Origin of the sequence: Vibrio sp. CJQ_6, from assembly GCF_043106745.1 — a bacterium.
GTDB classification, from domain to species: domain Bacteria; phylum Pseudomonadota; class Gammaproteobacteria; order Enterobacterales; family Vibrionaceae; genus Vibrio; species Vibrio furnissii.
On record NZ_JBICMV010000008.1, the window covers coordinates 690,716 to 704,093 of the forward strand.

Consider the following 13,378-nt stretch of genomic DNA (forward strand, 5'->3'; position numbering starts at 1 on the left):
CATAGCTATGCAAGCATCTGCTTTATCTCAATTCTTTTCTGAAATGACGGCACAACTGGCGCAAGCGCCCAATGAAGTGCGTCGCCTGTTTCATGGTCGTGGCCAACGCTGGGAAGGTTTAGAGCACCTGACATGTGATTGGTTACAAGGGCAACTGATTGTCAGCGTGTTCAAAGAGGTCGACGAAGCCTTTTTGACCCAACTGACCGACGGTTTACAGCAATTGGCGGTTTCCCCGTTGTGGGCCGAGAAAAACGGCCAGTGCATCGTATTGCAGCACCGCTATGCCGATGGCGCACCATCAGAAGTGCTGGTGGGCGAGCTCAACGCACGCCCGGTGGTGGAAGAGAACGGTTTGAAGTTCCAACTCGATATCGGCAGAAACCAGAACTTTGGTCTGTTTCTGGACATGCGTTTGGGACGTGACTGGGTGCGTGAACACGCGGCGCACAAAAATGTGCTGAACTTGTTTGCTTACACGTGCGGCTTTTCAGTGGCTGCGATTGCCGGTGGCGCAGACCACGTGGTGAACGTCGACATGGCCAAAGCCTCGTTGTCGAAAGGGCGTGAGAACCATCTTCTGAACGATCACAACGTCAACCAAGTGAGTTTTCTGGGACATGACATCTTTAAATCTTGGGGCAAAATCAAGAAAGCGGGCCCATACGATTTGATCATCATCGACCCACCATCGTTCCAAAAAGGCAGTTTTGCACTGACCAAAGATTACGCCAGAATTTTGCGTCGTTTGCCGGATTTGTTGGCGCCGCAAGGTGAGGTGTTGGCGTGTGTTAACTCACCTATGGTTACCAGTGAATTTTTGATTGATGGCATGAAAGCGGAAGCGCCAGCGCTGAACTTCCAATATCGTTTGGACAATCCGCCAGAATTTGCTGATATCGACAACGAATCAGCATTGAAAGCGTTGGTGTTCAGTTAAGCCATCGACGTTTTGAATTCATCGCTAGGATTGAAGACGCAAAAAGCCACGTAGACACGTGGCTTTTTTTGTCTGCTGAAAACAGATGCGAAAAACAGATGCTGAAGATTGATGTTGAGGGCAAATGTTTAAGACAGATGAAGCTGCTCGATCAGTGTTGCCAGTCGCGTGCGATCCTCGCCTTGAACCGACATGAGCGGCAATGGCAGGCAAGGCGTGTCGACCAAATTTAACAGCTCGGCACCTGCCGCGATGCAGCGCAGGCTGCCATTGTGACGGCCAAACATCGCCCACAAATCCTGCAAACGGCGGGAGAGCTGTTGCGCCTGGGCATGATTTCCAGATTGCGCAGCGCGAGTCAGTTCCAGCGCGGTGTTGGGAAACAGGCCGCCCATGACGGAATACCACACATCGCAGCCCGCACTCAGGCCTGTTGCTGCAAAGGCATCGCCACTGACGCCGATGGATACATGGCTTGGAATCAGCGCGCGCAAACGTTCGACGCGTGCTTTGGCTTCTTGTGGGTCGTTGGGTACACCGGGAATCTTAATCGAGGCGATATGAGGCAGCTCGGCAATCTGACCATGCAGTTCATCACTGAAGTGAAAATGAGTGGTTCCCGGATTGTCATAGACACACAGGGGAACTGAAATCGCGGCTGAGACGGCTTTGAAATGCTGGAACACTTCTGCATCGCTCAGTTTCTGATAAGACATCGGTGCCAGTAACAGCCCGCTGGCGCCAGCTTTTTGCGCGTCGTCTGCAAGGTTCAATACATCTTTGGTTCTCAGCGCGCCAATGCCGATGATGACTGGCGTGTTTCCCGCATGCTCAACAGCAATCTTGGCCACACGCGCGCGTTCTTCACGCGTCAGATAGGCATAACTGCCGGTTGACCCGAGGGCGCCAATTGAATCGACACCTGCGGTGGTCAGACGCTCAATCAGGCCGACGAACGCGGCCTCATCAATGCGCGTTTCATTCATGGGGGTGAGTGGGAACGCGCTCAATCCTGAGAACATAAAGGAACTCCTTGTCGTATGGTCATTGTTTATGAAGGCTGGCTTTCTGCCTGATGCAGCGTGTGATAGCCCGAATAGATGCGGGTCAGCGTGGTAAACCAACAGGCCGCGCCAAACAGATACGCAATTAGGCTAAAGTGCTGCGGTAGCAAGCAAATGAGCACGAAGCAGCCGATGGTTTCACTCCCTTCGGTCAGCCCGCTCATGTAATACAGCGATTTATGTTGATAGACCGGATTTTGAATGCCGCGTTTGCTCGCCATGACCGCGAATGCAAGAAAGCTACTGCCAGTGCCGATGAACGAAAAAATGAGAAATGCACCAGCCACGGCGTTTGTTTCTGGGTTAGCAACCACAAAGCCGAACGGGATCAGCGAGTAAAACAGAAAATCGAGGCTGATGTCGAGAAAGCCGCCAGCGTCGGTTAAGCCTTGAATGCGCGCCAGCGCGCCATCGAGGCCATCACATAGGCGGTTGATCGCAATCAGCAGTAAGGCGAGTAGGTATTGCTCCAACGCCAGTGCTGGAAACGCCAGGCAGCCCATGGCAAACCCAAACAGCGTCACTTGGTTGGCGCTGACGCCAATGGCATCAAGCACGTCGGCCGATTTCGACAGCGGCCAGCGAATGACGGGAATCACGTAACGGTCAAGCATGAGAAACCTCCGTAGGCCAGTGAATAATACGTCCGCCTGGTGGCGCGTCGTCTTCATCGTGGGTGACCATTAACGTGGGGACACCCGCCTGAGCCAGTTGGCTGAACACCCAGTCACGAAACTGGCTGCGCAGCGATTTATCGAGCTTATTGAAGGGTTCATCCAATAAGGCCAGTTTGGGGCGCGCAAGAAGCATGCGGATCAAACTGATGCGCGCCCGTTGCCCACCAGAAATTTGATCGGGAAACGAATCGGCCAGTTCAGTCAGCGTGATTTGCTTGAGTGCCGTCAGCGCTGCGGTTTTTCGCGCCGCACCTTTGACCGTGTTGGGAAGGGCAAACGCGAGGTTTTCCCACACGGTTAAATGTGGAAACAACAAATCATCTTGAAACAGCATGCCAACATGGCGTTGATGCGCTGCGATGGTACTCAGTGCATTGCCTTCTAATCTCATCTCGCCGCTGTGAGTAAATTCCGCATGAAGATGCCCGGCGATGGCGCTGAGCAGCGTGGATTTCCCACACCCACTCGGCCCCATTAACGTGACGATTTCCCCTGCATGGATGGCTAGGTTAAATCCCGTCAATAATGAATCGCCGTTGGTTTTACGGATGGTGAGGTTTTCGAGGCAGAAGGTCATGCAAAATCACTTGTGGTTGAACGCTGCGGTGGCGTCGAATTTGAACTCGACTTATCACGACCGCAAGAGAGAAGAAAATAAACGGCAACAAGGCTTGCCAAAGGGCATAAATGGCCATCACGCGGCGGTCATACCCGCTGGATAACGCGACCGCTTCGGTGGTGATGGTCGCAATGCGCCCGCCACCCAGCATCAAGGTCGGCAGGTACTGCGCCAAACTGACGCTGATGCCAACCGCCCACGCATACAGTAAGCCCGGCAGTAACATCGGTACTTTGATCTGCCAGAACAACTGCCAAGGCGTTTTACCCAGGCTGAGGGCGACGCGAGTGTAATTCGGGTTGTAACTTTGCCACGGCCCATCCAGTGCCAAATAAACCAATGGGAAGGCAAAAAAGACATGCGACCAGATCACCCACAAGGTGTAATGTTCGGCCGCGATAAAGAGCGTTGCGATTTGCAACCCAAATAGCAGCGAGATTTGCGGCAGCAACATCGGCAAGACGATTACCCACGCAGGCAGTGCGAGGCGGGAGCGGGTGCGAAACTCGTGAGCAATCACGCCCAGAAGCAGCGCCAATGTACCGCTGAGCAGTGCAATCCACAAACTCTGCGACAGTGTGGGCAGCATGTTCGGCCATTCGCTGAGCCAAAACCGGTCGCTGAATTGGCTTGGCCATAGGCTTGGAAACCGCCAGCGCTGGGCAACACTCCACACCAGCATGAGCGGAAAGATGATCGCCGCGCAGCTCAGCACAAGCATCATTACCGATTTGCCCGGCAGTGACATGCCATGCCGACCGCTGGAGAGCCAGCCACGGAAAACGCGCAGAATGAGCGCTTCGATAAGTACGACCGACAATAACATCAGACCCGCCAAACCCAATAAGACGACGGCACCGGCAGCAGCACGGGGTAACTGGTTTAAATCTGGATCGCTAAACCATTGCCAGACCAGAACGGCAAAGGTCGGTGGCGTTGTCGGGCCGAGGATCAAACTGACGTCGACCACCGACACGGAATAGGCGATGACGGCAAACAAGGCAAAGCGCATTTTGCGTAGCCATTGAGGCAGCACGAGTTTCCACCAACTCTGCATTGGCGAATAGCCGAGTGACGCACCACTGGTGAGTAGGGTTTGCACATGGAGTTGCTGTAAAACGGGAATACTCATCAGCAGCAAAAATGGGGTTTCTTTCAATGCCAGAGCAAGTGTCAGGCCGAATGCATGGGGATCGTGCACCAGCCAGGCTGAATCTTGGGTTGAGACTTGATAATCAAACAGCGCAACAAATGCGCGCGCCATCATGCCGGTGGGCGCGAAGAGAAACGCAAACCCAATTGCAAACGCAACGTGCGGCAGCGCCAATAACCCCGACAAACAGTGCTCGACCCAATGCCAGCGTTGATGACTCCAGAGCGTCATCAACACCGCGAAGCTGAGCAGCAGGGCGCCATACGTGCTGAGCAGCGCGGACCCGGCTGAAAGTAGCAGCGATTGGCCAACGCCCGTCCAGCGCCACACGTCAGCAAATCCTGCAACCGAGAACTCGTGCAAACCCACCGCAGGAATGTAACCCAGTGATGAGAGCATCACACCCATCATGCCCGGTAGGATGGGGGCAATACCGATGAGCAGTAGTAAGCAATAACCGAAACGAATCATGGCAAGCTCAACGGGTTATTTGGCCGCGCCATAACGTGTTTGCCATGCCGCTTCGAGCGCGGCTTGCCAGCTTGGATGCGGTTCGGCAATTGATTTGAACAGTTTGGTGTTCGCTGCAGAACCGGTTAAGACGTCATGTCTCAGCACCGATGGATCGCCCCACACATTTATGTCGCCCTTGCGTGATTGCGCCTCAGGACTCATCAGGAAATTAATGGCAACCAGCGCGCCTTCTTTGGCGGTGGCGTTCCATGGAATCGCCAGGAAATGAATATTCGACAGTGCACCAGCTTGCATCGCGTGACTACGCGTGGTTTTGGCCAGCTTGCCAGACGCCTGTGCAGAATAGACCGCGTTCGGGTTAAACGTCAGCGCCAAATCGATTTGGTCATCATCCAATAATTGAATCATTTCAGACGAGCCAGACGGAAACTGTTTTCCCGCGCGCCATGCGACAGCATGCAATTCGTCGAGGTAGTGCCACAGCGGCGCTGTAATTAGCGCAAAGGATTGGGCGTCAACCGGTTTGGACAATGCCGCATCGTTGTTTGTGAGTTCAATCAGCAGCGCCTTTAAAAAGCTGGTGCCGTGAAACTCAGGTGGGCGAGGGTAGGTGATCCGATTGGGAAATGCTTTGGCGTAACTCAGTAGTTCAGCAAACGATTGTGGGGGATTGTTGAGCTTTTGATGATCATAAATAAACACCAACTGGCCGACACCCCACGGCGCTTCTAGCCCATCGGTAGGCTCTGAAAAGTCGCTGTCGATGGGCAACGATGTGTTGATGTATTGCCAGTTGGGTAAAGTCTCGACAAACGGCCCGTATAGTAGGTCGTTGTTTTTCATTGATTTAAAGTTTTCACCGTTGATCCACATCAGATCGACGCTGCCCCCGCTCTCTTTACCTGCGGCCTTTTCGGCAATCAGTCGCGTCACGGTTTCTGCGGTGTCGGTGATTTTGACTTGCTTGAGCTCGACACCATATTGCGTTTTCAACTGTTCACCTGCCCAACGGATGTACTGATTGATCTCTTGGCTTCCGCCCCAAGCGTGAAAATAGACTGTTTGCCCACGGGCTTTGTCACTGATGTCTTGCCAAGATTGAGCAGATGCCGACAGAGAAAGTACGCAGGCACTAAAAAGGGTAAGCAGCTTTTTCATAATTGTCCTTTGAGATCGCTGATATCGGTTCGTATAAGGCTAGAGACCGGAACAGGTAGCGGTTTCATTCATTATGTATGAAAAAAGCCAAAAGATCTGATTCATAAGGAAAATGATTAGCAGAAATACGCAAAAGGCAGCCGATGGGCTGCCTTTGAATAGAATCGATTACTTGGTGGGGATTAGTTTACCCAGTCACGCAACGTAAATGTGAGCGTGTGAACATCGTTTTTCAGCGTCAACGCGTCTTTGGTGAGCGTTACGTCGTTCCAATCCATCAAAGATTGAGATACCGCTTGTTCCGTATCCATCACGTCGCCAATACACATCTTCATGGTCATGCCCATTTTTTCAATGCGTAGGCGGTTGTCTTTCAGCTCTGCTTGACCAAAGAAGTTGTTGCAGCCAGCGTTACCGCTTGCCATCATTTTTTCACCAATCTCAAGGCGAGGTGCATCGTAGTGTTCATTTTTTACGATGTCTTGGCCATCAATTTGAGTCAACTGCCAGTTATGATGTTGCAGATCCGCTGCGGTAATTTGCACATCGTCACCATTGCTTGCACAAGCCGCTAACAGAACAGGCATAGCCATTGCGGCAAGTAATGATTTTGAACTAAGCTTCATAGGATTCACTCCAAATGTGGAAAACGCGGTCAGTATAGTCAATAAACCCAGCATCATGTCAGCATAAGGTCATAGTTTAATATGCAACGTGATGTAAAAATTAATGGAATTGTTATTGATAACAGTGGCTTATATTTCATGGCGCGCGGAGAGTGATTCGCAGTCGTGCCCCAAGTCGGATGGAAGGACAATCGCGTATTCATGGAACAACTCGAGTTTTTTCAAGTCCCAAGCCCATGTGTTGGCATTTGCACGGTGGATGAAAAAGGTTACTGCCGTGGCTGTATGCGTAAGAGGGAAGAGCGCTTTCGCTGGTTAGAGATGACGCCGGCGGAGCAGTTGCATGTGATTAAGTTATGTCGCCAGCGCTATTACCGAAAACGCATGGCCGAGCGAAAAGGTGCTGAACCTGCTGCGGAACCAAGCAGCCCGCAACAAGAGCTGTTTTAACGCTTAGGCTAGGGCTCTGGATGCACTAGCCTAAACATCATTCATCGCGGCTTATGACTTTAAACCCCAGTTGTCATCGACCCAGCCGCCTGCGTGCTCATCAAAGTGCACACCGCTGAAATTCCGTTTCGCTTCTGATTGAGGTTTAGCTTTCTTGGTGTCCGAGAGCATCGTTCGAATGTAGTTCGCCATTGGGTCAATACAGTCCGATTGCTTTCGAGTAGCAACCTCTTTGATCATTTGAAGACGAAAACTAGGGCTAGCGCGTTTCATTGGGGACCTCCACTTTATTATGACGACTAGTTTAAAAAGTTAGATCTTGGTCACTAATTCGTCAATAGGAGGCTTGCCATATATTTTCTAATGCATTTTGGTGCTCAATTAAACAGCAATTCCAGTCATTGGCTGGGATGATGTATTAGATGGCGATGATTCGTTTGCCGCGATAAAAGGACAAAATTGCATGGCACACTGGTGTCAGTCGAGGGACTTTTTAAAGCGCATCGAAGCAAAAAACAGACCAAAGAGGGTGAAAACACCAAGCCACAGCGTGTCTTTCCACAGATCCATCAAATCAGCGCCGCGCAGCACAATCCCGCGAATCAAGCGCATGAAGTGCGTGGCTGGCAACACTTCGGCAATCCACTGCGCCACCACAGGCATGCCTTCATACGGAAACATAAAACCCGACAGCAGAATTGAAGGCAACAGAATAAACACCGTCATCTGCATCGCTTGCAGTTGGGTTGACGCAACGGTGGAGATCATCAAACCCAGCGTCAAACTGGCAGAAATAAACAACAAGGTGCCAAACAGAATCTGACTCAGTGAACCGTTAATCGGCACATCGAAAATGGCGTGCCCCAATCCGAGAATAATGAACACTTGAATCAGCCCGACAAAGATATAAGGCACGATTTTGGCGATCATCAACTCAATCGAATGCACTGGCGTGGTGATCAGCAGTTCAAGGTTTCCCCGTTCCCGTTCGCGAACGATGGCCGCGCTGGTAAACAAGATCATCGTCATGGTCAGAATTACGCCCAGCAAACCGGGCACAATATTGACGGCTGCTCGTCGGCTTGGGTTGTAGAACAGGGTGACTTCAAACGTCGGTGTCGCGGCGGGTTTGATGTCGAAATCGAAGTCTTGCAGCGGCATATTTTTCAGCCCCGAAATCGCGCTGGCGATCATGGTGTCGGAGCCGTCTACAATCCACTGACCCAATTCGCGCCCATCTTGCACTCGTCGGGTGAGGTCTTTGGGCAGAATCAACGCCGCGCGCACCTCGCCTTTGGCAATGGCTTGCTCCGCCTCGGCGGGTGTGGTGTAAGCATGAGTCAAGTCAACCACTTGGCTGACTTTGATCGATTCTGTCAGCAAGCGGCCAAACGTCGACTGGCTTTGATCAACCACGGCAACCGGAATGTTGCGCACATCGGTGTTGATGGCAAACCCAAACAGAATGAGCTGAATGAGTGGAATCATCACCACCATGCCGAAAGTAATGCGGTCGCGGGACAGCTGACGAAACTCTTTCACCATCACCGCTTTGATACGATAGAGAGAATTCATTGGCGGCCTTTTCCTGTCACGGTCACGAACACATCTTCCAAACTGGGGCGTGCAATCGCCATTTCCGCATGCGCCAATTCGGGCACGGTTTGGCGCAGCCACGCAATCGGGTCTTGCACCTGACGATGGATCAATACACGCAGGCGAATGCCCAGTTGCGCGGCGGAGCGAACTTCCGGTTTGCTGAGTAACATTTCTTTGAGCTTGCGCAGATGAGGCGCTTTCACTTCTACCACCGTCACGCCCATCTGTTGCATCAGTTTTTCGGGTTCATCGTCGGCGCGAATCTCGCCCGCTTCCATGATTGCAAGTCGATGGCAGCGCTCGGCTTCGTCCATGTAATGTGTGGTGACCAAAATGGTGGTGCCTTGCGAAGAGAGATCGAACAACTGTTCCCAAAATTCGCGCCGATTTTCCGGATCGACTGCGGAGGTAGGTTCATCCAAAAACAGCAATTCAGGACGGTGCATGGTGGCCGCCGCTAAGCCTAAACGCTGCTTTTGGCCGCCGCTCATGCCGCCCACGCGCTGTTTGCGGCGTTCATCCAGCCCGTAGGTTTTCAGTTGTTCGTTGGTTCTGGCGTTGAGTTCTTTGCGGTTCATGCCAAAAATCTGGCCGATGAATTGCAGGTTCTCCTGCACACTCAGGTCGTCATAGAGCGAAAATTTTTGCGTCATGTAACCAATCTTCAGCCGCAATGCTTCCGATTGACGTGGAATGTCGAGCCCCAACACGTTGACGTGGCCTTCGGTGGGGCTCAACAGCCCAGTGAGGACGCGAATGGTGGTGGATTTGCCACAGCCGTTTGGGCCAAGAAAACCGTAAATGCTGCCTTTGGGCACACGAAGATTAATGCCTTCAATGGCGGTGAAATCACCGAATTTTTTCATCACGTCTTGAGCGTGAATGGCAAGATCGCTCATACCCACTCCTACGGTAAATCCACTTGGGCTGGAATGCCCGATGGCAACGATTGAGCCGACACGGGTAAATCGACTTCCGCAAGGTACATCAGGCGCGCGCGTTCGTTTTCGGTGAGGGCGTAATAGGGCGTGAACGAGGGTTCATTCGCGACCCAGCGTACGCTGCCTTGAAAGTCTTCGGCAACGCCATCGACATGCACGGTCACGTTTTTGCCGGCGGTCCATTGTGCGCGAAAACGCTCTGGAACGTACACGCGCGCGTAAGGCACGCTGTCGGCCTGTACCACGGCCACGATGCTGCCGACGGAAACCCGTTCGCCTAAGTTATACGGCAGGTTGTCGAGAATACCGTTGCGGGTGGCGACCACGGTCAGCTCACTCAATTTCTGTTGCTGCAACGTCACATTGGCTTCGGCCGCCGCAAGTTCAGCTTTGGCTTGTTCGATCTCTTCAACACGCGCACCTGCGGTGAGTTTGGCAAACTCCTCTTTGGCGGAATCGAGTTCAGCGCGTGCAGAATCACGCACTGAGACGGCGCTGTCTTTTTCCGACTGACTGATCAAGCGTTTGGAGACCAGTTCCGAGATGCGGCGAAAGTTCTTCTCCGCTTCAGTGAGTTGCGCAGTTGCTCGTGAGACGCGAGCTTGTGCCACAGCAATGTCTTCCGGGCGTTCACCATTGGTGAGTTTGGCCAGCGACGCGGCGGCTTTGGCTCGCTGCGCAATGGCTTGTGCGAGCATGGCTTGCTGCGTGGCGTCATCCAATTGAACCAATACATCGCCCACTTGGACTTCGCTGCCTTCTTTGACGGGCAGTTGGCGAATGATTTCGTTACTGGTTGCTGAGAGCGTCACGCGGTCGCGTTCCAGCGTTCCCAACGCTTGATTGTCGTTGTCTGGGCTGCAACCGGAGAGCAGCAGAATGAAAAGCGACAGCGTTAAACCTCGTTTCATGATCTGCTCCTTAGAAAAATAGTTATGGGGCACAAAGTGCAAAGGGATTCGTTTCATCGTTACAACAAGTTTATGTTAGATAAGCCATTTGTCGCATTCATTATTGGCGAACTCTGTGAATTACCAAACCAGATTTATTCATCAAAAACGTGTTGTTGTGGAATAGCGAGAAGCGGGAGCGAAGGATGAAGCGAAGAGAGGGAGCGGTTTCGGCGTGTTAAAACGTGAAACGGCCCACCGAGTGAGCCGTTTGAGCAGGGGATTAGCGCGTCAGGCTGAACACCAGCGCGGAGACGGCCAATACACCGACGAATAGCACAAAGTAAGTGCTCAACCGTTGCTTGTAGGGGTGCAGGGCTTTCACGCGGTACACCGCAATCATCGGCATGATAAACAGAATCATCGCAATTACGGGGCCAGAGAGCGCCTCCATCATGCCAAGAATGCTTGGGTTCATGACGGCTGCAAACCAGATGGCGACAAACATAAACGCGATGCCCACTTTATCGGCGGTGCGAGCGGATAAGCGTGTGTGCTTGGTGATTAGACCATTGAGGCTTTCACGCGCACCCAAGAAATGACCGAGGAATGAGGAGGTGATCGCCACAAACGCCACCAAAGGCCCCAAGGTGGCAATGAATGGATTGTGCGTCGCGTTCGCCAGATAAGACAACACCGATACGTTTTGTGCTTTGGCTTCAATCAACTGCTGTGGGGACAAGGCCAGCACGCATGAGAAGACAAACAGCAGCACGAACGCAATCAACATGATGCTGGTGCGTTTGAGAATTTGCTCTGATTTGCTCACCGCGTCTGCTTTGTAGTGACGACGTTGAATGTTGGCAAAACTGGAAATGGCCGCGGCATGGCTAAAGGAAAACACCACCACTGGCACCGCAAGCCACACGGTTTGTGTGAAATCGCTCAGCGGTGGCAGTGCCAACGAGGGCATGGTCCAGTAAGGCACGAGGTAAAACGACAGCGCCGCAAGAATGGCCGCCAGTGGATACACCATCGCCGCAAACGCGCGTAGCATGATCTTTTCGCCACCCAGCATAATGGCGATCAGGCTAAACACCAACACGCCCGACAGCAGTTCGCGCGGTGGCGGACTCATCTGCGCTTGGTTGACGAGAAAACTATCCACGGTGTTGGTGAGCCCGACACCATAAATCAGCAAAATCGGAAAAATCGACAAGAAGTAGAGCAGGGAGATTAAACGGCCCGCTTTGGCGCCAAAGTGTTCTTCTACAACGTCGGTGAAATCGGCATCGGCCCGTTCAGAAGATAGAACGAAACGCGCCAGCCCTCGGTGTGCCAGAAAGGTCATGGGAAAAGCCAGCACGGCCATGAGGACCAACGGCCAAAAACCACCGAGACCAATGTTGATTGGAAGGAAAAGAATGCCGGCGCCTACTGCGGTTCCGAACAGGCTCAGTAGCCAGTGTGTGTCGTGTTTATTCCAGGAGGATGTCGTTTTAGAAACACTAAAATCCAAAACGTCTTGAGATTCTTTCACTGAATGGAAGTCCATATAAGAATAATAATGTTGAGAATCCTACTCCTTTTAGTTGATGTGATCATATTGTGATACTGGTCATATCCACTGGTGCAAAGGCGATGTGCTAATGTTTGAAACTATGAATTTTTCATAAAACCAGTATATAGTTCTGGTTTTTGGAGCTTAAACTGGAATTTAAATCTAAAAATTAACTATTTTTCAGATTGTCTGAGATGTTAACGCGTTGTGTCGTGAGAAGTTGATTGTTCTGTCGCCACGCTTTTCTAACGTGCAGAAATAAAAGCAATTTTACCTATGGAGTTGTTGTGCAATTTGCCGCACAATCGTGGTCTGCCTCATTTACAATTATAACAATTCACCATGTTTGCTAACCTGCGCGCCGAAATCATTCTTGTCTTGACCACACTGCTTGCCGCAGCTGGGTGGGTATTCTCTAAACAAGCCATTCAGGGGCTGCCTCCATTTGGCTTTATCGGGTTACGATTCGTGACCGCGTCACTTATTCTTTTGCCGTTCTGCCTGCCAGCGCTGCGCAGGGCGTCACTGGGCGATATTCTGCGTTCAATGGGGGTCGGCGTTTTTCTCGGCGGTTCGATCTTCTGTTGGATTTACGCCATCGCCATCAGTGACACACTCGGTGAGGGGGCCTTCATCATGAGCTTGTCGATGCTGTTTGTGCCGTTGGTGGCTTGGCCACTGTTTGGCAACAAACCGAACCGCGCGTTCTGGACATCCTTGCCGATCGCGATTGTGGGGCTATTTTTGTTGGCATGGAACGGTGAATGGCGTGTTGCCGCTAGTCAGTTGTGGTTTTTGCTTGCTGCGGTTGGTTTGGCAATGCATTTCAATTTTAACAGTCAATATTCAGCCAAGCTGCCACCGATGTTGCTGACCACGTTGCAGCTGTTTACCACAGGTTGCTTGGGGTTGCTGCTCTCTTACGCGGTTGAAGATTGGCCGCAGGTGGTGAGCGGCGAAACCTGGAAATGGTTTGGCCTGAGCGTGTTGCTGGCGACCAGTTTGCGTTATCTGATGCAAACCGTCGGACAAAAGCACGCGAACCCAACCAACGCCGCAATCTTGATGCTGCTTGAACCGGTGTGGACGATGTTGCTCAGCGTTTGGATTTACAGTGAATCTATGCCGCTGAACAAAATCGTGGGTTGTGTGCTGCTGCTGAGCTCACTGTTGCTATATCGCATCAGCAACTTGCGACGCTAATGGCTGAAAGGTATTGCCCATAA

General features: G+C 52.0%; 14 protein-coding genes. 3 read left to right on the top strand and 11 right to left on the bottom strand.

Annotation, left to right across the window (positions count from 1 at the left end; all coding sequences use genetic code 11):
• Positions 1–7 precede the first annotated feature (7 nt).
• A complete protein-coding gene (locus tag ACF8PK_RS05365; protein ID WP_154181256.1) occupies positions 8–940 on the top strand; it encodes a class I SAM-dependent methyltransferase in 933 nt (310 codons plus the stop codon).
• A 128-nt stretch (positions 941–1,068) separates the two neighbouring features.
• Here ACF8PK_RS05365 and ACF8PK_RS05370 read toward each other — a convergent pair whose 3' ends face one another.
• The 6 genes from ACF8PK_RS05370 to ACF8PK_RS05395 form a co-directional block, all read right to left on the bottom strand.
• The gene (locus ACF8PK_RS05370; RefSeq protein WP_392440404.1) at positions 1,069–1,962 is read right to left on the bottom strand and encodes a dihydrodipicolinate synthase family protein; all 894 of its coding nucleotides are present in this window, start codon (positions 1,960–1,962) and stop codon (positions 1,069–1,071) included.
• A 29-nt stretch (positions 1,963–1,991) separates the two neighbouring features.
• Positions 1,992–2,618, bottom strand: a complete 627-nt coding sequence (locus ACF8PK_RS05375) for a CDP-alcohol phosphatidyltransferase family protein (RefSeq protein WP_004725545.1) — start codon at positions 2,616–2,618, stop codon at positions 1,992–1,994.
• Positions 2,611–3,258, bottom strand: a complete 648-nt coding sequence (locus ACF8PK_RS05380) for an ATP-binding cassette domain-containing protein (protein ID WP_392440406.1) — start codon at positions 3,256–3,258, stop codon at positions 2,611–2,613. The genes ACF8PK_RS05375 and ACF8PK_RS05380 overlap by 8 nt, the downstream gene beginning before the upstream one ends.
• Entirely contained in the window at positions 3,224–4,924 is a 1,701-nt protein-coding gene (locus tag ACF8PK_RS05385) for an ABC transporter permease (RefSeq protein ID WP_392440408.1), read from the bottom strand. Before ACF8PK_RS05385 ends, ACF8PK_RS05380 begins: the two co-directional genes overlap by 35 nt.
• 15 nt (positions 4,925–4,939) lie before the next feature.
• A complete protein-coding gene (locus tag ACF8PK_RS05390) occupies positions 4,940–6,085 on the bottom strand; it encodes an ABC transporter substrate-binding protein (protein WP_392440410.1) in 1,146 nt (381 codons plus the stop codon).
• Between the two features lie 182 nt (positions 6,086–6,267).
• The gene (locus ACF8PK_RS05395) at positions 6,268–6,711 is read right to left on the bottom strand and encodes an META domain-containing protein (RefSeq protein WP_014204943.1); all 444 of its coding nucleotides are present in this window, start codon (positions 6,709–6,711) and stop codon (positions 6,268–6,270) included.
• Positions 6,712–6,912: 201 nt separating this feature from the next.
• Between ACF8PK_RS05395 and ACF8PK_RS05400 the strand changes: the two genes are divergently transcribed.
• A complete protein-coding gene (locus ACF8PK_RS05400) occupies positions 6,913–7,161 on the top strand; it encodes a DUF1289 domain-containing protein (RefSeq protein ID WP_004725555.1) in 249 nt (82 codons plus the stop codon).
• A 51-nt stretch (positions 7,162–7,212) separates the two neighbouring features.
• Here ACF8PK_RS05400 and ACF8PK_RS05405 read toward each other — a convergent pair whose 3' ends face one another.
• The 5 genes from ACF8PK_RS05405 to ACF8PK_RS05425 all read right to left on the bottom strand — a co-directional run bounded on the left by ACF8PK_RS05405 (position 7,213) and on the right by ACF8PK_RS05425 (position 12,131).
• On the bottom strand, positions 7,213–7,434 hold the full coding sequence (locus ACF8PK_RS05405; RefSeq protein WP_038151051.1) for a hypothetical protein: 222 nt from the start codon (positions 7,432–7,434) through the stop codon (positions 7,213–7,215).
• A gap of 204 nt (positions 7,435–7,638) precedes the next feature.
• Positions 7,639–8,736, bottom strand: a complete 1,098-nt coding sequence (locus ACF8PK_RS05410; RefSeq protein ID WP_014204944.1) for an ABC transporter permease — start codon at positions 8,734–8,736, stop codon at positions 7,639–7,641.
• Positions 8,733–9,659 carry an ABC transporter ATP-binding protein gene (locus ACF8PK_RS05415; RefSeq protein WP_392440414.1) on the bottom strand — a complete coding sequence of 309 codons (927 nt, stop codon included), beginning with the start codon at positions 9,657–9,659 and terminating at the stop codon, positions 8,733–8,735. Before ACF8PK_RS05415 ends, ACF8PK_RS05410 begins: the two co-directional genes overlap by 4 nt.
• 8 nt (positions 9,660–9,667) lie before the next feature.
• Positions 9,668–10,612 carry an HlyD family secretion protein gene (locus ACF8PK_RS05420; RefSeq protein WP_392440416.1) on the bottom strand — a complete coding sequence of 315 codons (945 nt, stop codon included), beginning with the start codon at positions 10,610–10,612 and terminating at the stop codon, positions 9,668–9,670.
• A gap of 262 nt (positions 10,613–10,874) precedes the next feature.
• Positions 10,875–12,131, bottom strand: coding sequence for an aromatic amino acid transport family protein (locus tag ACF8PK_RS05425; protein ID WP_055466251.1), 1,257 nt, complete (start codon positions 12,129–12,131; stop codon positions 10,875–10,877).
• Between the two features lie 363 nt (positions 12,132–12,494).
• On the opposite strand from ACF8PK_RS05425, the gene ACF8PK_RS05430 reads away from it, so the two are divergent.
• Entirely contained in the window at positions 12,495–13,355 is an 861-nt protein-coding gene (locus ACF8PK_RS05430) for a DMT family transporter (protein ID WP_143678914.1), read from the top strand.
• Positions 13,356–13,378: the final 23 nt, after the last annotated feature.